The 19,632-nt window shown below is 68.9% G+C and carries 18 protein-coding genes; 11 read left to right on the top strand and 7 right to left on the bottom strand.

The features are described 5' to 3' along the window. Positions 1-155: 155 nt before the first annotated feature. From NY1_RS14350 to NY1_RS14360, 3 genes are all read right to left on the bottom strand, one after another. A complete protein-coding gene (locus tag NY1_RS14350) occupies positions 156-1,082 on the bottom strand; it encodes a quinone oxidoreductase family protein (protein ID WP_067712360.1) in 927 nt (308 codons plus the stop codon). 121 nt (positions 1,083-1,203) lie between these two features. After that, entirely contained in the window at positions 1,204-2,940 is a 1,737-nt protein-coding gene (gene ctaD / locus NY1_RS14355) for an aa3-type cytochrome oxidase subunit I (RefSeq protein ID WP_084534970.1), read from the bottom strand. Positions 2,941-3,079: 139 nt separating this feature from the next. Then, positions 3,080-4,474, bottom strand: coding sequence for a DUF1254 domain-containing protein (locus tag NY1_RS14360; protein ID WP_067712364.1), 1,395 nt, complete (start codon positions 4,472-4,474; stop codon positions 3,080-3,082). 115 nt (positions 4,475-4,589) lie between these two features. Here NY1_RS14360 and NY1_RS14365 point away from each other — a divergent pair, with 115 nt between their 5' ends. Next, positions 4,590-4,988 (top strand): hypothetical protein, encoded by a 399-nt coding sequence (locus tag NY1_RS14365; protein ID WP_067712366.1) that lies wholly within the window; start codon positions 4,590-4,592, stop codon positions 4,986-4,988. A 63-nt stretch (positions 4,989-5,051) separates the two neighbouring features. Here the strand turns inward: NY1_RS14365 and NY1_RS14370 are convergent, their stop codons facing one another. Further along, on the bottom strand, positions 5,052-5,903 hold the full coding sequence (locus NY1_RS14370; protein WP_067712368.1) for an LLM class flavin-dependent oxidoreductase: 852 nt from the start codon (positions 5,901-5,903) through the stop codon (positions 5,052-5,054). Positions 5,904-6,090: 187 nt separating this feature from the next. Here NY1_RS14370 and NY1_RS14375 point away from each other — a divergent pair, with 187 nt between their 5' ends. The 4 genes from NY1_RS14375 (at position 6,091) to NY1_RS14390 (ending at position 10,016) form a co-directional block, all read left to right on the top strand. Further along, positions 6,091-6,846 carry a HalD/BesD family halogenase gene (locus NY1_RS14375; RefSeq protein ID WP_157762232.1) on the top strand — a complete coding sequence of 252 codons (756 nt, stop codon included), beginning with the start codon at positions 6,091-6,093 and terminating at the stop codon, positions 6,844-6,846. A gap of 93 nt (positions 6,847-6,939) precedes the next feature. Next, positions 6,940-8,301, top strand: coding sequence for a WS/DGAT/MGAT family O-acyltransferase (locus tag NY1_RS14380; protein WP_067712372.1), 1,362 nt, complete (start codon positions 6,940-6,942; stop codon positions 8,299-8,301). 9 nt (positions 8,302-8,310) lie between these two features. After that, positions 8,311-9,099 carry an RluA family pseudouridine synthase gene (locus NY1_RS14385; protein WP_233434331.1) on the top strand — a complete coding sequence of 263 codons (789 nt, stop codon included), beginning with the start codon at positions 8,311-8,313 and terminating at the stop codon, positions 9,097-9,099. A 137-nt stretch (positions 9,100-9,236) separates the two neighbouring features. Next, positions 9,237-10,016 carry a metallophosphoesterase gene (locus NY1_RS14390; RefSeq protein WP_067712374.1) on the top strand — a complete coding sequence of 260 codons (780 nt, stop codon included), beginning with the start codon at positions 9,237-9,239 and terminating at the stop codon, positions 10,014-10,016. Here NY1_RS14390 and NY1_RS14395 read toward each other — a convergent pair. Beyond that, positions 9,997-11,064 (bottom strand): AraC family transcriptional regulator, encoded by a 1,068-nt coding sequence (locus tag NY1_RS14395; protein WP_067712518.1) that lies wholly within the window; start codon positions 11,062-11,064, stop codon positions 9,997-9,999. The two genes, NY1_RS14390 and NY1_RS14395, sit on opposite strands and share 20 nt — an antisense overlap. 93 nt (positions 11,065-11,157) lie before the next feature. Here NY1_RS14395 and NY1_RS14400 point away from each other — a divergent pair, with 93 nt between their 5' ends. From NY1_RS14400 to NY1_RS14420, 5 genes are all read left to right on the top strand, one after another. Beyond that, positions 11,158-12,609, top strand: coding sequence for a flavin-containing monooxygenase (locus NY1_RS14400; RefSeq protein ID WP_067712377.1), 1,452 nt, complete (start codon positions 11,158-11,160; stop codon positions 12,607-12,609). Between the two features lie 40 nt (positions 12,610-12,649). Then, a complete protein-coding gene (locus tag NY1_RS14405) occupies positions 12,650-13,045 on the top strand; it encodes a DUF4377 domain-containing protein (RefSeq protein ID WP_067712380.1) in 396 nt (131 codons plus the stop codon). Positions 13,046-13,219: 174 nt separating this feature from the next. Next, the gene (locus tag NY1_RS14410) at positions 13,220-15,262 is read left to right on the top strand and encodes an ABC transporter ATP-binding protein (RefSeq protein WP_084534971.1); all 2,043 of its coding nucleotides are present in this window, start codon (positions 13,220-13,222) and stop codon (positions 15,260-15,262) included. After that, positions 15,259-16,020 (top strand): energy-coupling factor transporter transmembrane component T family protein, encoded by a 762-nt coding sequence (locus NY1_RS14415; protein ID WP_067712383.1) that lies wholly within the window; start codon positions 15,259-15,261, stop codon positions 16,018-16,020. The genes NY1_RS14410 and NY1_RS14415 overlap by 4 nt, the downstream gene beginning before the upstream one ends. Before the next feature lie 149 nt (positions 16,021-16,169). Then, the gene (locus tag NY1_RS14420; RefSeq protein ID WP_233434333.1) at positions 16,170-16,823 is read left to right on the top strand and encodes a DUF8020 domain-containing protein; all 654 of its coding nucleotides are present in this window, start codon (positions 16,170-16,172) and stop codon (positions 16,821-16,823) included. Positions 16,824-16,868: 45 nt separating this feature from the next. On the opposite strand, the gene NY1_RS14425 is transcribed toward NY1_RS14420, so the two are convergent. Next, complete coding sequence (locus NY1_RS14425; protein WP_067712388.1) at positions 16,869-18,095, bottom strand: lipase family protein; 1,227 nt, start codon at positions 18,093-18,095, stop codon at positions 16,869-16,871. A 269-nt stretch (positions 18,096-18,364) separates the two neighbouring features. Between NY1_RS14425 and yczE the strand changes: the two genes are divergently transcribed. Then, a complete protein-coding gene (yczE, locus tag NY1_RS14430) occupies positions 18,365-19,051 on the top strand; it encodes a membrane protein YczE (protein ID WP_233434334.1) in 687 nt (228 codons plus the stop codon). Here the strand turns inward: yczE and NY1_RS14435 are convergent. Beyond that, on the bottom strand, positions 18,938-19,555 hold the full coding sequence (locus tag NY1_RS14435; protein WP_067712392.1) for a TetR/AcrR family transcriptional regulator: 618 nt from the start codon (positions 19,553-19,555) through the stop codon (positions 18,938-18,940). The two genes, yczE and NY1_RS14435, sit on opposite strands and share 114 nt — an antisense overlap. Positions 19,556-19,632 lie beyond the last annotated feature (77 nt).

The following is a 19,632-nucleotide window of genomic DNA, read 5'->3' on the forward strand; positions in this document are numbered from 1 at the left end:
TTGCCCAAAATTTGCCGCAATTCACGCGCGCCACCACCGCCGGTTCCGGGGGTGCGGGGATGGCCGGATTTTCCCTCCGACCAGGAATGAGACCGGAGGGTTTGGTACCGCTTTCGCGCATCCGGACGGGCCGTCCCGGCCGCGGCGCCGAACGGTCAGCCGGCGACCACGGCGGCGGCGGTCCGGACCATCACCCGGCCCTGATTGCGACGGGACCGGACGAGTTCCACGGCCGCGCCGATGTTTTCGAGCGGCAGCACGACGTGACGGGGGCGAATCCGCCCGGCCGCCAGCAGTTCCCACAGCTCGGCGCGCCAGGCTTGCAGGAGTTCGGGGCGGGTGCGGCTGAGCAGGCCGACGGAGAAGCCGGTGACGGTCTTCAGCTCGCCCAGCAGTGACGAAGCGTCGATCGCGCCGCCGCCCGCGCTGAACGCCACCAGGCGGCCTTGTGGCGCAAGGGCATTCACGCCGCGCTGCACCAGGTCCCCGCCGACGCCGTCCAGCACCACATCGACGGATTCCGGCCACGGCTCGGCATAGGTCACCACGGCATCGGCTCCGCATTCGCGCAGGAATTCGCTTTTGGCGAGGTCGCTCACGGCGGCGACGACGCGGGCTGCGCCGAGCGTGCGGGCCAGCTGCACCGCGAGGTGACCGGCCCCACTGGCCGCACCGGTGATCAGCACCGATTCACCGGCGCGGAACCGCGAGGCTTTCAGCACGCCGAGTGCGATCAACCCGCCGCGCACCACCGCCAGCGCGTCGGCGGCATCGACGTCGCCGGGCACCTCGGTGATCAATTGCGGTACCGCGAGGGCGTATTCGGCGTGAATGGCGCCGAATACCAAGCCGCCCACCCGCTTTCCCAGCCACTCGGGCGACACGTCGGCCCCGAGGCCGGTCACGGTGCCGACGATCTCGCCGCCGGGCGCGTCCACCTCGCCCGCCGCCAGCTGCCGGACCAGCCCCAGTCCCACCCCGGCCAGCTCGGTGCGCACCAGCAATTGCCCGGGTCCAGGCACCGGCTGCGCGGCGGTGACGACGACCGGTTCGGCACCGGTGGAGAACTGAATCTTGCGCACGAGCAGCCTTTCCTCGAACTAACTTGTAACGAACCTAAAATTAGTCCGGGCATTATTCATATGTCAAGCACAAAAAAGCGGCACCCGCCGAGGACGGGTGCCGCTGCTCGAATCCGAGGCGCTAGTTCGACGCCTTCTCGTACTCCACCACCGCGTGATGCTTGGAACCCCAGCCCACGTGCGCCTCCGCCCGCATGCGATCCACCATGTGCGGGTAGTGCAGCTCGAAAGCCGGTCGCTCCGAACGGATCTGCGGCAGCTCGTAGAAGTTGTGCCGCGGCGGCGGGCAGGTGGTCGCCCACTCCAGGGAGTTGCCGTAGCCCCACGGATCGTCCACGGTCACCACTTCGCCGTAGCGGTAGGACTTGAAGACGTTCCACACGAACGGCAGCACCGACGCGCCCAGGATGAACGAGCCGATGGTGGAAATGGTGTTGAGCGTGGTGAAGCCGTCGCCGGGCAGGTAGTCGGCGTAGCGGCGCGGCATGCCTTCCGCGCCCAGCCAGTGCTGCACCAGGAAGGTGGTGTGGAAGCCGACGAAAGTGGTCCAGAAGTGCCACTTGCCCAGGCGCTCGTCGAGCATGCGGCCGGTGATCTTCGGGAACCAGAAGTAGATGCCGGCGTAGGTGGCGAAGGCGATCGTCCCGAAGAGCACGTAGTGGAAGTGCGCGACCACGAAATACGAATCCGAGACCTGGAAGTCGAGCGGCGGGCTGGCCAGCAGGACGCCCGTCAGACCGCCGAAGAGGAAGGTGACGATGAAGCCGCAGGCCCACAGCATCGGCGTCTCGAAGGTCAATTGACCGCGCCACATGGTGCCGATCCAGTTGAAGAACTTCACGCCCGTCGGCACCGCGATCAGGAAGGTCATGAACGAGAAGTACGGCAGCAGCACCGCTCCGGTGGCGTACATGTGGTGCGCCCACACCGCGATGGACAGCGCCGCGATGGCGAAGGTCGCGTAAACCAGTGTGGTGTAACCGAAGATCGGCTTACGCGAGAAGACCGGGAAGATCTCCGACACGATGCCGAAGAACGGCAGCGCGATGATGTACACCTCGGGATGGCCGAAATACCAGAACAGGTGCTGGTACAGGATGGCCCCGCCATTGGCCGGATCGTAGATGTGCCCGCCCAGATGCCGGTCGTAGGCCAGGCCGAAGAGCGCGGCGGTCAGGATCGGGAAGGCCACCAGGATCAGGAAGCTGGTCACCAGGATGGTCCAGGTGAACACCGGCATGCGGAACAGCGTCATGCCCGGGCAGCGCAGGCAGACCACGGTGGTGGTCATGTTCACCGCGCCCAGGATGGTGCCCAGACCCGAGACCGCCAAGCCCAGGATCCACAGGTCCGCGCCGACGCCCGGCGCGTGCACGATGTCCGACAGCGGCGTGTACGCCGTCCAGCCGAAGTCGGCCGCGCCGCCCGGAGTGAGGAACCCGGCCGTGGCCATGGTCCCGCCGAACAGGTACAGCCAGTAGCTGAAGGAGTTCAGGCGCGGGAACGCCACGTCGGGCGCGCCGATCTGCAGCGGCAGAATGTAATTCGCGAAACCGAACACGATGGCCGTGGCATAGAACAGCAGCATGATGGTGCCGTGCATGGTGAACAGCTGGTTGAACTGTTCCGGGGACAGGAACTGCATGCCCGGGCGCGCCAGCTCGGCGCGCATCAGCAGCGCCATGATCCCGCCGATCATGAAGAAGGTGATGGCGGTGGTCAGGTACATGATGCCGAGCATCTTGGGGTCGGTCGTCGTGATCGCCTTGTAGAGGAACGACCCCTTGGGTCCCGTTCGTGGCGGGTACGGCCGCGTGGCCTCGAGGTTCTCTTGGGGCTTTGGAGCTACGGCAGTCACCACATCCTCCTCGGGAGGGTTCCGGTCCAGCTGTTCCGATAAATGGGGCCACGTAGAACGGCGCACAGCGTACACACAGCAAATCGATCTTCGCCGAAAACACTCCGGTCCGGGGGGATTGCGACCGAAATGAAAGTTGTCAGGTCACCGGTTCGAGCGCGGGCGGACTCCACCGCCCGTCGAGCATCTCCGATCTCGGAGCGTACAGCCGCAGGGTGAGCGAGAAGGGACCGGACACCGGTATCGGCAACCAATTGGCGCGCGGCACTGCCGGACCCGGGTCGGCGGCCTGCACCACCACCTCGGCACTGCCGTCCGGACCGGGCGTCAGCGGGGTGTCGTGGCCGACCGAATAGATCTGCGCCGCATTGGAGACCAGGAAACTGTCGGCGTCGTAGGCGGTCAGCGACCAGAAGGCGTCGACCGGCGGGAATTGCCCGGCCGGGAACCGGATGCGGAAACGGCGGGGCGTGCCGTTGTCGTCGGCCTGGGCCTGCGCGGTCGGATACACCGCGTCGCGAGCCAGATTCGCGCCCAGCGCGTACATGGCGGTGCCGGCGCGGGTCTCGTAGTCGGTGCCGTAAACGCCGACGTCCAGCGAGAACCGCCAGCCGTTGACGGTCTTGCCCCGGGGGTCGACATAGCGGGTGACGGCCTTGCGGCCGGCCGCCGCGGCGGCGTCCAGATCCACGCCCGTCATCTCGCCGGCACTGCCGCCGGGCCGGATTCCGATGGTGGCGAAGCGTTTCAGCGCCGGGGCGTCGGCGGCGGCCGGGGCGTCGTGGGCCATGAGCGTGCACAAGCGATCGAAGAAAGTGCGGCCGTCCAGAGCCGCCACCGCCTTGGCCGGGGACGCGCCCAGGCCCGAGAGCGCCAGCGGCTCACCGGGCGTCGGCGCGGCCGGGTCGGCGGTCCAGGCGGCCAGGGTGTCCAGGCGCAGGCCGTCCTGGACGGCGTGCACCGCCGCGAGATCCGCCGGGCCGTTGACCTGGATCCGGCCCAGCAGCCACACCGTCGGGGTCGGCATGTCGAGCCGGGTCAGGCCCGCCGGGACCGAACCGGTCCAGCCCGGGCCGGTGATCAGATAGGCGAAGGGCGGGCCGGCGTGCTCGGCGCGCGGATTCACGCTGCTCGGATCGTGCACGGTATTGGTCCAGGCGTCGAGCAGCTGCATGATCCAGTAGCGGCCGGCCTCCACCGCGGGCACGGTGAGCACCAGCGGCTGCTCCGACAGGTCCAGCCAGGCAAGGGAATACAGGGTGTCGGTGTTCATCCGGACCACCAGGCGATCGTCGGCGTCGGGCAGATCGCGGGCGTGCTGCAGGCGGTTCACCGGGCCGAAGGCGTCCTTGGTGGCGTGCATGAGGACCAGCGGGTAGCCGAAGACGTACGCATCCGCGGCAATCGATACCGGATCGTCTGTTTTCGACTTGGCCGAATCCGAATCATTGGCCGCGCGGGAACAGGCGGTTAGGGTGAGCCCGGCGGCCGCGGCCAGTCCGAGCACGGCACGGCGACTCAGGGCGCTGTCCATGATGTACAGAAGCTATCAAACCGACCGGGTGGAAACAGTTTTGGCGCGTTGTTCACCCCCGATTCATCCCCAGACATCATCGAATCCTCATAGAAGCCGCTTCATTATCAGCACCATGAGTCGTTCACTACGCACCCGAATCACCACCGCGGTAGTGGTCGGCACCCTCGGCACCCTGCTCGCCGCCGGTGCGGCCGCGGCCAATGGCGAGCCCAAGGCCGTCATTCAGGGCCGCACCGCCGTCACCGCGCACGTCACCGGCGAGAAGCCGGGCTACAAATGCCAGATCGCCGGGAAGGACGTGGCGGGGCCCTGGGGCATCGTCGAATCCGATGGCACCGTCTCGCTCACCCTCGGCGGCGGGCGGCCCAAGGGCAAGCAACTCCGGGTCATCTGCGAGGACCCCCGGCGCGGGGACGCCAGCCTGCACACGGTGCGCGCGGACCGCGTGACCTACGACGGAGCGCTCTCCCCGATCCGGCAGATCATCAACAGCAAGCTGTTCGGGGGGTAAGAGGGGTGTGGGGGCTCCCCCCACACCCCCGATAAGGAAGGGGGCGGACAGTTTCGCGGGGCGTCACCCGGCGCGGGCGGCGGCCACGGCGGCGCGCACGGCGGGGGCGGTTTCGGTGGCGAAACGGGTTGCGGCCCATTCGTCGTCGGGGGCCAGGGGGAGCAGGAATTCGCTGATGCCGGTGGTGAGGGCGAGGTCGGTGAGTTGGGGTGGGGGCATGACGGGGTCGATGACGTAGGCGCGGCGGATCAGGGCGGGGACGCGACCGGCGTCGCGGGCGCCGGCGTCGACGGCTGCCATCAGTTCCGGGAGTTTGGCGGGCGGGGCGTAGGTGACGCCACCGAGCCAGCCGTCGGCGAGTTCCCCGGCCAGGCGCAGCGCGCGCGGGCCGTAGACGCCGAACCAGATGGGGATGCGCTGCGGGGGCAGCGGACCGGGTTTGGCGCCGTCGAGCTGATAGACCTCGCCGTAGATATCGGTGCGGTCGGATTCGCCCCAGAGGCCGCGCAGAATGGCCACGGCCTCGCGCAGGCCGGTGAGGGCCTGGCGGGGGTTGCGGCGCGGACCGCCCATGGCCTCGATGGCGTCCCAGAACGCGCCCGCGCCCAGACCGAGTTCCAAGCGCCCGCCGCTGAGCACCGACAGGGTGGCCGCGCCGCGGGCGAGCACGGCGGGCGGGCGCAGCGGCAGGTTCGCCACCGCGGGCAGCAGGGTGAGATTGCGGGTGCCGGCCGCGAGATAGGACAGCAGCGTCCAGGTGTCGAAGAAGGCGGGCTGATACGGATGGTCCTGGATCGCGAGCAGATCCAAACCAGACTGGTCGGCCTGTTGCACCAAACGCAGCAGGGCGTGATGACGCGCCGCCTCGGGCGGAACGAAGATCCCGAACTTCAGTTCATGTCCGTAATCACCCATAGCAAACATCAAGTTACGCCTGCTGACCTGGCCTTCCGTCAATACCCCTGTCGCTACGGCGAGTCACCGCGCCCCGCACCCGGCACACCCCGGGACACCGGCGGGGATCACGGACCGCCACCCGATCGTGATCATTCGGGAATTCGATTCCAGTGCCGTTGGCGGGCAACGGATTACAATCGAGCAGGTGCAGCTATCGAGCACACTGGAGACCGCCCGCAAACATCTCGACGGGGTCGACCCCGACGCCCTCTCCCATGCGCGAGACCGCTTGGCCGAGACCGGGATCGCCCGCCTGGGCTTCCTGCTCCCCTACCGGGTCAAACGCACCCTGGCCGCCGAGGCGCTCGCCCTGGTCGACCAGCACCGGCAGTGGACCTCGCCGACGCCCGGAACCGAACCGGCGCACCGGCGCGCAATCGCGGTGGAGCACAACGAGGTCACCGCGCACGGCCACTGCATCCCCGCGCTCTACGACTGTGAACCCTTGCGGCACAAGCTCACCGTCATCGCCACCGAGCCGGTGCTGCCCTGCCCGCCCCCGCGCCGCTTCGCCGTCACCCGCCGCCATCACGACGACGCCCCCGGGCAATGGCATTGGGACGACTACGCTTTCACCCTGGTGCTGGTGGTGGAATGCCCGCCGCTGGAGGAGGGCGGATTCGTGCAGACCGTCCCGCACACCCGGCCGGACCGGCGGCACCGCGAGGTCTACCGCACCCTGACCCGCAATGCCATCCACTCCTGGGAGCTCAACCCCGGCGACCTCTACCTGCTGCGCGCCGACACCACCCTGCACCGGGTGCATCCCTTCGAGCACGGCCGCCGCACCACCGTCCGCATGTCGTTCGCCTCGACCGCCGACCTGGAGCGCGAGCAATCATCGGGCACTCCACCACCGGGTTTACCGATCCGCGCACGGGTTATGACGAATCATGCATAGTGATAATGTGATTCACCGTTAACGCAGCGGGGGGCAGCGTCGCCGCACCGTTACCTCGCCCGGGCAGCTCTGCCCCACCGGTTAGGCGACCCGATGGACCTTCTCAACCCCCTCGACGCGATCTTCCTCGCGATCGAATCCCGCGAACACCCCATGCACGTCGGCGGCCTGCAGCTGTTCGAGCCGCCCGCCGAGGCGGGTCCGGAGTTCACCCGCGACCTCTACCGCACCATGGCCTCGGCCACCGAGGTGCGCACCCGGTTCCGGCGGCGGCCCAGCCGGCGCCTGGGCGGCTTCTCCACGCTGAGCTGGGACCACGCCGAACACGTCGACCTGCACTACCACCTGCGGCGCAGCGCGCTGCCGTCCCCCGGCGGCCTGCCCGACCTGCTGGATCTGACCGAGCGACTGCACGGCATCCTGCTGGACCGGCACCGGCCACTGTGGGAGGCCCGGCTCATCGAAGGCCTCGACGACGGGCGCTTCGCGGTTTACATCAAGATGCACCACGCGCTCATCGACGGCGTCTCGGCCATGCGGCTGCTGCAGCGCACCATGACCGACGACCCGCTCGACACCCGGGTGCGGGTGCCGTGGGGCGCGCCGGTGGTGGAGCGCGACGACAGCGTGCCGCCGGACAGTTCGCTGCAGCAGTTGCGAAAGTCGCTGCCGCGCATGGTCCGCAGCATCGGAGCGGTCGCCGCGCCGTTGCGGGGCGCGCTGGACGGACGGCTCACCATGCCGATGACCGCGCCGCGCACCATGTTCAACGTCTCCATCGGCGGGGCGCGGCGGATCGCGGTGCGGTCCTGGCCGCTGGAGCGGGTCAATGCCGTGCGCCAGGCCACCGGGGCCACCATCAACGACATCGTGCTGGCCATGAGTTCGGCGGCGCTGCGCTCCTACCTGATCGAACACGACGCGCTGCCGGACGAGCCGCTCATCGCCATGGTGCCGGTGAACATTCGCAGCGCCGCGGAATCCGATGTGTCCGAGGGCAATATGGTGGCGGCCTGCCTGGCCAACCTGGCCACCCACCTGGACGATCCGGCGGCGCGGCTGGAGGCCATCAGCACCTCCATGCGCCGGGCCAAGTCGGTGTTCACGCAGTTGCCGAAGACCGAGGCCATGGTGCTGTCGGCGCTGCTCATGACCCCGCTCGGGGTGTCGCTGGTGCCGGGCTTCGAATCGCTGCCGCGCATGCCGTTCAATCTGGTCATCTCGAATGTGCCGGGTCCGCGCAAGCCGGTGTACATGCAGGGCGCGCGGCTGGACGCCAACTATCCGCTGTCGATTCCGTTCGAATCGCAGGCCATGAACATCACCCTCACCACCAACGGCGACAATCTGGACTTCGGCATCGTGGGCTGCCGGCGCACCGTGCCGGACCTGGACCGCTTCCCGGATCATCTGGAGAACGGGCTGGCCGAACTGGAGAAGGCGGTCGCCCACTAGCCTGGCCGGGTGCATACGTCTTGGCCCGAACTGCGGAAACAGTGCCTCGTGCTGGAGGACGAGGCCATGCTGGCGCTGAACAAGCCGGCCGGGATCTCGGTCACCGGCGAGCGCCACGACACCGACATGGTGGAAATGGCCGCCGCGCAAGGCGAGACGCTCTACCCCGTGCACCGCATCGACAAGGTGACCTCGGGGCTGGTGCTGCTGGCCAAGGAACTGCCGGCGCACGGTGAGCTGACCCGGCAGTTCAACAAGCGCACCGCGGACAAGGCGTACCTGGCCATCGTCGACGGCACGGGGCTGCCGGACCGCGGCGTCATCGACCTGCCCTTGAGCGTGGGCCGCAAGAACCGGGTGCGGATCGCCGCGCCGCGCGAGAGCATCCACCGCGACGGCGACGCCTGGCGGGTGGCCGCCGAGGATGTGCTGGCGGGCAAGAACTATCCCTCGATCACCGAGTTCGCGACCGTGGCGCGCACCGGCTCCCACACCGTGCTGGCGCTGCGGCCGATCACCGGGCGACGGCATCAGATCCGGGTGCACCTGGCCTGGATCGGGCACGCCATCGCCGGCGATCCGCTCTTCGACCGCACCGCCACCCACCCGCGCACCCACTTGCATTCCTGGCGGCTGGGATTGGACGCCTCGTGGCGCCCGGACGCTCGCCTCGAACTGGAAGCCGAACCCGGCCCGGACTTCTGGCGGCTCGGCGACTCCGAGGTCACGGCCGCCCCCGAGCTACTGCTGAGCAAGGCCGCCGAGCTCATGACCCAGGTCACCGGCAGCGAGAAGTGATGTGAAACCGCTATATTCGGTGGCGAGTCTCACCGAGACCGCATCAGCCCTGGTCATCTAGCCTCGGAGGGGTGGCCGGCGGTGGGCGGGCCGCGTCCGGGCGCAACGGTGCGGCCCTTGACAGAAAGCGAACGTCGATGGTTCTGCTGGCACAGCTGAGTGACACCCACTTCAACATGAGCGCTCGCAACAATGAACGCGCCGAACGAGTCATGGCCTTCCTGGCCGAGCTGCCCAACCGACCCGACGTCATCATCGTCACCGGCGATATCGCCGACGAAGGCGATGCCGAGGAGTACCAGCAGGCGCGCGCCGCCCTGGCCGCCGACATCCCCGTGGTGATCCTGCCTGGCAATCACGACGACCGCGGCAATATGCGCACCGTGCTCTTCGGCGAGGAGTCCTCCTACGCCCCGATCAACCAGTCGCACCGCACCGACGGCGTCACCCTGGCCCTGCTCGACTCCAGCATCCCCGGCAAGCCCGAGGGCCTGCTGGACGACGAGACCTACGCCTTCCTCACCGATCTGCTGGCCGCCACGCCCGCCGACGACGTGGTGCTGATCGCCATGCACCATCCGCCGGTCCCGGTGCAGTCCACCGTGGTCGACCCGATCCGCCTGACCAATCCGGAACGCCTCGCCGAGATCGTGGCCGGCGACGACCGCATCCTGGCCGTCCTCACCGGCCACGTGCACGCCGGCCTGATGACCTCCTTCGCCGGCAAGCCGCTCATCGTCGCCCCGAGCGTCTCCTCCACCATCGGCTGCGAATGGGAAACGGCCGCACCGGGACATGTGCCCATCGACTTCGCCCCCGACCCGTCGCTGATCTTCCACTCCATCACCGACGGCCGGCTGCTGTCCATGTTCCGGCCCATCGCCATGGGCGGCTGGCTCAGCGAACCAATGGAGTGACCGCCTCGCGCCGGAACGCGGACGGGGTGGTTCCCGTCCAGCGTTTGAAGGCGTGGATGAAGGTGGAGGCTTCCGCGTAACCCAGCCGGATGGCCACATCGCTGACCGACAGCGGTGTGGCCGTGAGCATTTCCTCCGCCAGCGCGCGCCGCACCTCGTCGAGCAGGGCGCGGTAGCTGGTGCCGGCGGCGTCGAGGTGGCGGCGCAGGGTGCGGGTGCTCATGGCCAGATCCCTTGCCACGGCGTCGATTCCGGCCGGGGTGGCGAAACCGTCCGCACCGCCGCGCGGCACCAGGCGTTCCCGCACCTCGGCGGCGATGCCGGTGCGCGCCCGCCGCCGCGACACCAGTTCCCGGCACTGGGTCAGGCACATGGTCCAGGTGTGCTCGTTGGCCTGGGGCAAGGGGCTGTCCAGCACGGCCGGGTCGAAGGTGAACAGATTCTGGGGCTGTTCGAAACGCGGTGTGAGGCCGTACATCTCGACATAGGGCGACGGGTCCGGCGGCGCCGGGAAGTCGAATTCGGCGCGCAGCAGCTCCACCCGATGCCCGAGCAGGTCCGACAGCACGCGATGCATGGCGGTCACATCCCGTTCCACCAGGAAGCGCCGCACATCCGCCGGTACTCGCTCGTCGTGGATGCGCGCCACGAACTCCCCGGGCTGCCAGCGCGCCACCGGGATGCAGAACGTGAAGCTCAGCTCCAGATAGCGCAGCGCGAAGCTGATGGCCTCGCCCAGCGTCGGGCTGCTGACGCACGCGAACCCGAAGATCCCGAAGGTGCTGATCCGGTACCGCTCCCCCACCTCCAGCCCCAGATTCGGCCGTTCCCCCAGCTCCCGCACCAGATTCCGGATCACCGCCAGCTCGGTGCGCGCATCGATCTGCGCGTCCGGATTCGCCAGGGTCTGCTCGCTCAGCCCGCTGCCCTTCAGCAGCGTGGCCGCCGGCACCCCGTGCTCACGGGCGTAGCCGGTCATGAGTACGACGCTCGCCACGCCGCGCGGGAAGTCCCAGTCCCGGATGCCGGCCTCCTGCACGGTGCTCATACCCAGATTATGGCCGAATTTCTCAATCAGGTCTCCCACGAAATGCGGGGCGCGCTCCTACAGTGGAAAGGTCTTCGATGTGAGGAGGGCCACATGCCGTCGATCATCATCATCGGCGCCGGCTTCGGCGGAATCGGCGTGGCTATCGAATTGCGGCGCAACGGCTTCCACGAGTTCACCATCCTGGAGCGGGCGGCGGACCTGGGCGGGGTGTGGCGGGAGAACACCTATCCGGGAGCGGCCTGCGATGTGCCGTCGCCGCTGTACTCCTTCGCCAAGGAGCCGAAACCGAAATGGCGGCAGCGGTATTCGGAGCGGGAGGACATTCACGCGTACATGCGCGGGGTGGCGCAGCGGCACGGGCTGGGCGAGCGCATCGTGTTCGGGGCCGAGGTCACCGAGGCGGAGTTCGACGAGGGCGGCGGGCGGTGGACGGTGCGGACCGCCGACGGGGTCACCCGGACCGCCGACGTGCTGATTTCGGCGGTCGGGCAGTTGTCGCGGCCCGCCATGCCCGCCATCCCGGGGGTGGAAAGCTTTGCGGGGCAGTCGTTTCACTCGGCGCGGTGGGATCACGAGGTGAAACTGGCCGGTAAGCGGGTGGCGTGCATCGGGACGGGGGCCAGCGCGATTCAGTACGTGCCGGTCATTCAACCCGAGGTGGAGCGGTTGACGCTGTTCCAGCGGACGGCGGCCTGGGTGCTGCCGAAATTCGACACCGATTACAAGCCGGTGCATCAGCGGGTGTTGATCCAGGTGCCGGGCATGCCTGTCGCGGAACGGTTCTCGTGGTGGGCCATCGGGGAGTTCGTGGCGCTGGGGCTGGTGGAGTTCCCGGGAATCGTGCGGGCGGTGGCGCGGATCGCGGAACGGCATCTGGAGGAACAGGTGCCGGACCCGGTGCTGCGGGCCAAGCTGACGCCGGATTATCCGATCGGGTGTAAACGGGGGTTGTTCTCCAACGACTACTACCCGGCGCTGGCCGAACCGAATGTGATGGTGGAGACCACGCCCATCAGCGAGATCGTGCCGGAGGGGGTGAAGACCGCGGACGGGGTGGTGCACGCGGCCGACGTGATCGTCTACGGGACCGGGTTCAAGGGCACGGAATTCCTGTGGCCCATGAAGATTCGCGGGCGGGGCGGGGCGCATCTGGGCGATGTGTGGGACGGCGGGGCGCACGCCTATTTGGGGATCACGGTGCCGGAGTTCCCGAATCTGTTCCTGGTGTACGGGCCGAACACCAATCTCGGGGTCGGGTCGATCATCTACATGATCGAATCGCAGGCCCGCTACATCCGGCACGCGGTGCAGCTGCTGGCCGAGCGGCCGGGGCACTGCCTGGAGGTGCGGCCGGAGGTGGAGCGGGAATTCAACGACGCCTTGCAGCAAAGGCTGTCGCGGACGCCGTGGAACTTCTGCACCAGCTGGTATCGGACCGCGTCCGGACGAATCACCAACAACTGGCCCGGCACCACCCGATCGTATCGGCGCCAGGTGCGCAAAGTGCGGCTGTCCGACTACCGACTCACCCGCGCGACGTAAAACCGGAGCTCACCGGGTGGGCTGTGGCATATTCGCGGGCATGCGCACCCGCCTCCGGCTCGTTGCACCGCTCGTGCTCCTGGCGTCGCTCCCGTTGATCGGCTGCTCGCCCGATCAGCACGCCAGCACCGCGACCAGCTCGACCGTCCTGCCCGCGCCCACCGTGCCGGGGACCGAGCGGTTCGAGATCTACGTCGCCGATCAGGAAGCGCCGTGCACCGGCGTCGGCCAGCAGTTCTGCCTCCAGGTGCGGCGCGATCCGAACGCGGCCTGGGAGTTGCACTACGGCGGCATCGAAGGCTTCGAATTCCAGTCCGGCTACAAATACCACCTGCTCATCGAGCAGAAGCCGTGGGACAACCCGCCCGCGGACGCCCCCTCGGTGAAATGGATTCTGGTGCGCCAGCTCGCCAAGGAACCCGTCGGCACTCCGTAAGCGGTCCGTTCGACCTGGCGATCGCGTGGGTCGACCTGGCAGTCGGCGATACACGGCAGACTGGTGGGCGTGACCGATTCGTCCCGAGCCCGTGGCGGCCTGCCCGACCGACCGCCCGAGCCGGCTCTCCCGCACGGCCTGTTGCGTCCCATCGAGTACGCCACGGGGGCCGTGATGGGCGGGGCCACGGTCGGACTGGTGACGGTGGGATCGCTGGTGCCGTTCGCGGCGGCCCTGCAATTGGTGGCCGCGGTCCCGATGGGGCTGCTCGCGCACCGGCACCGGCTGCGTACGCTGATCGCCACCACCATCGCCGCGACCCTGGTGACCTTCGTGGCCGCGGGCATCGTCCCGGCGGTCAATCTGGTGAGCGTGGCGGTGCTGGGCGGGATCATCGGCATCGTCAAACGGCGGCGCGGCGGACTGGTGGCGGTGCTCGGACTCTCGGCGCTTGCCGGGCTCACCGGTGCGCTGTTCTCGGTCGGCATGCTGCTGTTGTTCGCCCGCTCGCGGCAATTGGTGTTCGACAGCATTCGCAATACGGCCGAGGGCGTGGAGAATCTGGCGGCCCGGACCTCCGCGCTGGAACCGCTCGGCAGGGGCGTCGCCGATTTCACCGAGATGGCGCTGCGCTGGTGGTGGCTGTGGATCGGCGGCGGGCTGGTGCTCGCCATGATCGTCAGCGGGGTGGTGTCCTGGTACGTGCTGGGCGCGGTGCTGGACCGGCTGGCCTGGCTGCCCGGCCGCGACGATCTGCTCGACGCGCCCGCCGACGACCGGCCGGTGGCGCCGCTGCCGATCAGCTTGCGGGACGTGTCCTTCCGCTATCCGGGGGCGCGGGCCGACGCGCTCAGCGGCATCGACCTGACCGTGCGGGCCGGGGAATTCGTGGCCGTGGTCGGGCACAACGGGTCCGGAAAGTCCACGCTCACCCGGATTCTCGCGGGCCGGCCGCCCACCGGCGGCAGCGTCGACCGCCCGGGCTCGGCCGGGCTGGGCGTACTCGGCGGCACCGCAATGGTTTTGCAGCGACCCGAAAGCCAGACGCTGGGCGTACTGGTCGCCGACGACGTGGTCTGGGGCCTGCCCGACGGCGCGGCCGCCCAAGTCGATATCGAGGGCCTGCTCACCGAGGTCGGGCTGGGCGGTATGGGCGGGCGCGAGACCGCCACCCTGTCCGGCGGGCAGCAGCAGCGCCTCGCGGTGGCGGCGGCGCTGGCCCGGCGGCCCAGTTTCCTGATCGCCGACGAAGCCACCTCCATGATCGATCCGGAGGGCCGGCGGGAACTGGTGGCGCTCTTGGCCGATCTGCCCCGGCGGCACGGCATGGCGGTGCTGCTGGTGACCCATCACGAGGCCGACGCCGCCGCGGCCGACCGGGTGGTGCATCTGCGGCAGGGGCGGATGGTCGACCAGCTGCCCGCCTGGCCGCGCCCGGCGCACGACCCGCGCCGGCGGCCCATGGGCGCACCCATCCTGGAGTTGCGGAACATTCGCCACACCTACAACAAGGGCACGCCGTGGGAGGCTCCCGCGCTGCACGGCATCGATCTGACCGTTTTGCGCGGCGAAACCCTGTTGATCGTGGGCGGCAACGGATCCGGCAAATCCACGCTGGCCTGGATCATGGCCGGACTGACCGTACCGTCCGGCGGCACTTGCGAATTGGCCGACGATCGCGGCAATCGCGCGGTGCACCGGCACATCGGCGATGTGCAGCTGGCCTTCCAGCACTCCCGGCTGCAATTGCAGCGGCAGACGGTCGGCGAGGAGATCGAGGACTGGGGCGGCACCGGCACCGCCGCCATCGGCAAGGCCCTGGACGCGGTCGGACTGGACCGGGCGCTGGCGGCCCGCTCCATCGAGAATCTCAGTGGCGGACAGGCCAAACGGGTGGTGCTGGCGGCCATGGTCGCCGCCAAACCCCGGGTCGTGGTGCTGGACGAACCGCTCGCCGGACTCGATCCGGAGAGCCGTGCGAGCGTGGTGGAACTGCTTGCCCGGCTGCGGGATTCGGGGCACACGCTGATCGTCATCTCGCACGACGTGGGCGAGGTGGCGGCGGTGTCGGATCGCATCGTGCACCTGCAGGGCGGCAGGATTCCCGAAACCGAGACCGCCACAACGGCATTCGCCACGCCGCCGCCGTTCGCCGTCGCGCCGCGCTTCGACCGGAACCCGGCGGCCGGGCCCGATATCACCGGAGGTGCCCGATGAGCGGCGTCGTCTTGCGCGAAGTGCCCGTGGACAGCCCGGTGCATCGACTCTGGGCCGGTACCAAGATGATCGCGGCCTTCGCCATCAGCCTGGTGCTCATGGTCGCGCCGTCCTGGCCGGTGCTGGGCATCAGCATCGCCTTCCTGATCGCGGTGTGGTTGCTGGCACGCCTGCCGCTGGGCACGCTGCCACGCTTCCCGTGGTGGCTGTGGGCGGGCATCGCGATCGGCGCGCTGATCAACCTACCCATCGGCGCGACCGCGCTGCTGCGCTACGCCAATGTGCTGGTCTTCGGATTCATCCTGCTGGGCGCGTCCTTCCTGATCGCCTGGACCACCCCGATGGGCGATATCGCGCCCGCGCTGGCCCGGCTCGGCGCGCCGCTGCGGCGGATCGGCTGGACCCGCAACGGGGTTCGGCACGCGCTGCCGATCGACGAATGGGCGGTGGTGGTGGCGCTGACGCTGCGCGGGCTGCCGCTGCTCATGGACGAGATGCGGGTGCTGCGCGCGGCCCGCAAGCTGCGACCCAAAGGCGCCCTGCTGCACCGCACCGCGGATCCGCTGGTGGACATCCTGACCGCGAGCATGGCGGTCTCCAGCCGCCGGGCCGGGGAATTGGGCGAGGCCATCACCACCCGCGGCGGCACCGGCGAGCTCACCGCCCGGCCCAGCCGCCCGGGGCGCGCCGACGCGGTGGCGCTGGCCGTGGTGCTGGGCGTATGCGGGCTCGCGATCGGGGTCGACCTGCTGATTTGATCGAGTACCGATCAAATCAGGCCCTGGTTGTCGGTCGGGCAGGCTACGGTGAGCAGTTGTAGAACGCGTTGCGATCCTGGGGTGGCCGGCACGTATCGAAAAGGGGAGGGAATCTTTTCGGGCCGACTCGGTGTTGCCGCGAGAACCTGATGAAGATTGGAAGATCCATGCTGCGCAAGATCACTGCCGTTGCCGCACCACTGGTCACCGCCGTAGCCCTCGCCGGATCCGGCGTGGCCCACGCGGATTCGGCCGTTCCGGAGATCGGCTATCAGACCCAGCTGGCCGGGACCACGGTCGTCACCACCCTCACCAACGGTCAGTTCGAACTGGCCGGCGGCAGCGTGAACGTGAAGGACATCGCGGGCAACACCGTGGTGAGCCTCCCGCTCGCGTTCCAGAGCGAGGGCCTGGAGTACGCCATTCCGGCCGCGCTCGCCGATGACGCCCACACCCTGCGGCTTTCGCCGGCCAAGGACGTTGCCGCAGCGCGCCCTGCCCTGCAGCCGGTCGCCTCCAATGCCGAGAACCAGCGCGCGCTGACCAACTTCTCCAGCCAGTTCGGCATCGCCACCGCCATCGGCAGCTTCGTCGGCCTGGCGATCGGTGCGGCCGTCGGCGCGATCGGTTTCGCGGGCGGTGCGTTCGGTCTGGCCACCGTGCCGGTCGCGGCGGGCATCGGCGCGATCATCGGCACCCTGGTGGTCGGCGGCCCGACGCTGCTCATCGCCGGTATCGACCTGATCAACACGCTGAACTCGGCGCCGGGCAGCACCCGCTGGGCGCAGCCGGGCGACAACTGACCGGAATACGCCGGGGCGCATCCCTTCCGGATGCGCCCCGCGTGTTCAGCGGATGGTGCAGCCGGGCGATGAGGGAATCCCGGCGAAGCGATCCGTGAGGAAACCGACCGCTCCGAACGCCTCCACGGCGGCGGCCGGATTGTGGCCGGGTATGCCCGAGTGCACCGCGGTGAGGTTCGCGCCCAGCGCGCAATAGCGGTTCACGAGCGCGGTGTACCCCGCCACCGGGATGACGTCGTCATCATTGGAGTGATACAGGTACAGCGGCACGTCGGGTGCGACGTCGCCGAGTTCCTGGCGCTCGGTGGTGGCCTCGAAAACCGGATGCCACAACAGGTTCGGCTCCAGGGCGAACTCGTCCACATGCCGCGAGTAGTAGCGCACCACCAATTCACTGCCGCAGGAATGCGATTCCTTGCTCAGCAACTCCCGGCCGCTGTCGTTGAGCAGATCCGGCAGACCCGATCCGGGTTCGTTGCGGGCCAGCGCGATCAGCATGAGAATCGACAGGCCGGTGGACCAGCTGCCGTCCGACTTGCGGGCGATGGCCGCGATATCGGCGGGGACGCCGCCCGAGACCACCCCGGAGAACAGCAGATCCGGGGCATAGGCGGCGCGCATCTGCATGGCCCACAGCGTCGCGAACGCGCCGCCCGAATAGCCCCACGCGCCCAGCGGAGTGGTGGCGGTGACGCCCAGCGGCGGGAAGTCGCGGGCCGCGCGGATCCCGTCCAGCACGCCGCGCCCGGAGGTCACGCCGTCGAAGAAACGCGATTGCGGCCCTTCGTAATCCGGCACCACCACCGACCAGCCGCGCAGCAGGATGGCGGTCAGGAACGGGATGTCCAGCACGGTGTTCACGATCGAGAAGTCGAGGCCGCCGCGCAGCGCGTAGGACGGCGCGCACTGGGTGCCCAGACTGTCCTCGGCCACCTGGTAGGCCAGCAGCGGGCGTTCGCCCGCGCCCAGCCAGGGCGTCATGGGGGTCATGACGGTGGCCATATCGGCGATGGGCTCGCCGGCCGAATCGGTGCTGCGGTACTGGACCTGCCAGCCGAATACCGGTAGGGCCAGGCCGAATACCGAGATGGGGCGGGAGTTCAGGATCGCGCCGTTGGGCCGGTCCGCCAGGTCCGCGGGGGCGGCGTAGAACGGATCATCGTCGGGGTACGGGATGTCCGCGCGAGTCGGGACCACCACGACGGCGGCCACCGCCACGGCCAGCACGGTGAGGGCCGTACGCCACCACGGCCGAAGTTCCTGCCACCGCATCACGCCTCCAGCGTCGAACCAGCCGACGCTCCAGCAATACGGACTCGCACATCGCGCCGACCACAGCTCCGGCGCATCGGAGCCATCAAGTTACTGCGGGACATACCCGCTGGTCAACGCCTGCCCGCGCGTCGTTGCCACGGCGTTGCGCACGAAAAGCGCTGCGGCTCAGGAAAATCGGACAGACCGGTCGCTAGCCATCGTGACAACAGTCCAGCAAATGCGAACTGGCTCTGTTTTCAAAGTCCAGTCGTGGTCATGCTGGAGCGATGTTGCTGCGCCGCCTGCTCGCCCTCTACGCCGGACTCTGGCTCTACGGCTTCTCCATGGCCGTCATGCTCCGCGCCGCTCTCGGGCTGGATCCGTGGGATGTCTTCCACCAGGGCGTCACCGCGCACGTCCCGTTCAGCTTCGGCACCGTGGTGGCGATCACCGGCGCGCTGGTGCTACTGGCCTGGATTCCCTTGCGGCAGTGGCCCGGTCTGGGCACGGTCAGCAATGTCGTGGTCATCGGCATCTCGGTGGATGTCGGCATTCGCATGCTCCCCGAGCTGGAGAATCTGCCGCTGCGGGTGGGGGCGATGCTCGCGGCGGTGTTGCTGAACGCGATCGCGACCGTGCTCTACATCGGGGCCGGCATGGGTCCGGGGCCGCGCGATGGCCTGATGACTGGACTGGTCCGCCGCACCGGACGACCGGTCTGGCTTATTCGTACCGGACTGGAAGCCACGGTGCTCGCCGTGGGCTTCCTGCTCGGCGGGAGCGTCGGGATCGGAACCCTGGTGTACGCCTTCGGCATCGGGCCGCTGATCCAGCTGCTGATCCCGTACGTCAATGGGTATCTACCGGGTTTCCAGGATGCCGGCGAACAGGCGGGTGATGCGCTCGGTGAGGACCTGGGCGGTGGTGCCCATCTGGGCCGACCGCGCCTCGAACTTGCCGTCGAGGGTGAGTGAGGCCAGTCCGTGGGCCAGGCTCCACCAGGCCAGCGCCAGGGTTTCGGCGTCTTCGGCGCTGAGCGAGCCGGCCCGGGTGGCGACCGCGATGGCGTCCTCCAGCTCCCCGAAAGCGGCGTCGCCCGCCACGGCGGTCTCCGGATTCTTCTCGGGCTGCACCAGTTCGGGCCGGAACATGAGCCGGAAGTAGGCGGGCCGCTGCCGGGCGAAGCACACGTAGCTCTCGGCCATGGCGATCAGGGCTTCGCGCGGATCCGCGGCGGCGGCGCGGGCCGCGACCATATCCGCGCGCAATAGCTCGTAGCCCTGGGTGGCGAGGGCGGCGAAGAGCGCGGCGCGGTCCGCGAAGTGGTGGTACGGCGCGCCGGGGCTGACCCCGGCCTCGCGGGCGACCCGGCGCAGGCTCACCGCGGCCAGGCCCTCCGATTCGATCAACTGCAGTGAGGCGCGCAGCAGTTCGGCCCGGAGATCTCCGTGGTGGTAGCGATCCTTGGTCGGCGGCATGGAATGAGCGTAAGGGGTTGACGGTTCACGCCTCGAGAATCTATACATTGTTTAGATTCTAAACACCGCTCAGATTG

The organism is Nocardia yamanashiensis NBRC 100130 (genome assembly GCF_001613325.1).
GTDB lineage: Bacteria > Actinomycetota > Actinomycetes > Mycobacteriales > Mycobacteriaceae > Nocardia > Nocardia yamanashiensis.

Coding starts and splice junctions, on each gene's coding strand:
- NY1_RS14395 (WP_067712518.1), bottom strand. CDS start 11,064: ATGAGCACCGTGCAGGAGGCCGGCATCCGGGACTGGGACTTCCCGCGC.
- NY1_RS14405 (WP_067712380.1), top strand. CDS start 12,650: ATGCGCACCCGCCTCCGGCTCGTTGCACCGCTCGTGCTCCTGGCGTCG.
- NY1_RS14370 (WP_067712368.1), bottom strand. CDS start 5,903: ATGGGTGATTACGGACATGAACTGAAGTTCGGGATCTTCGTTCCGCCC.
- NY1_RS14390 (WP_067712374.1), top strand. CDS start 9,237: ATGGTTCTGCTGGCACAGCTGAGTGACACCCACTTCAACATGAGCGCT.
- NY1_RS14415 (WP_067712383.1), top strand. CDS start 15,259: ATGAGCGGCGTCGTCTTGCGCGAAGTGCCCGTGGACAGCCCGGTGCAT.
- NY1_RS14400 (WP_067712377.1), top strand. CDS start 11,158: ATGCCGTCGATCATCATCATCGGCGCCGGCTTCGGCGGAATCGGCGTG.
- NY1_RS14425 (WP_067712388.1), bottom strand. CDS start 18,095: ATGCGGTGGCAGGAACTTCGGCCGTGGTGGCGTACGGCCCTCACCGTG.
- yczE (WP_233434334.1), top strand. CDS start 18,365: ATGTTGCTGCGCCGCCTGCTCGCCCTCTACGCCGGACTCTGGCTCTAC.
- NY1_RS14410 (WP_084534971.1), top strand. CDS start 13,220: ATGGGCGGGGCCACGGTCGGACTGGTGACGGTGGGATCGCTGGTGCCG.
- NY1_RS14420 (WP_233434333.1), top strand. CDS start 16,170: ATGAAGATTGGAAGATCCATGCTGCGCAAGATCACTGCCGTTGCCGCA.
- NY1_RS14360 (WP_067712364.1), bottom strand. CDS start 4,474: ATGGACAGCGCCCTGAGTCGCCGTGCCGTGCTCGGACTGGCCGCGGCC.
- NY1_RS14380 (WP_067712372.1), top strand. CDS start 6,940: ATGGACCTTCTCAACCCCCTCGACGCGATCTTCCTCGCGATCGAATCC.
- NY1_RS14365 (WP_067712366.1), top strand. CDS start 4,590: ATGAGTCGTTCACTACGCACCCGAATCACCACCGCGGTAGTGGTCGGC.
- NY1_RS14435 (WP_067712392.1), bottom strand. CDS start 19,555: ATGCCGCCGACCAAGGATCGCTACCACCACGGAGATCTCCGGGCCGAA.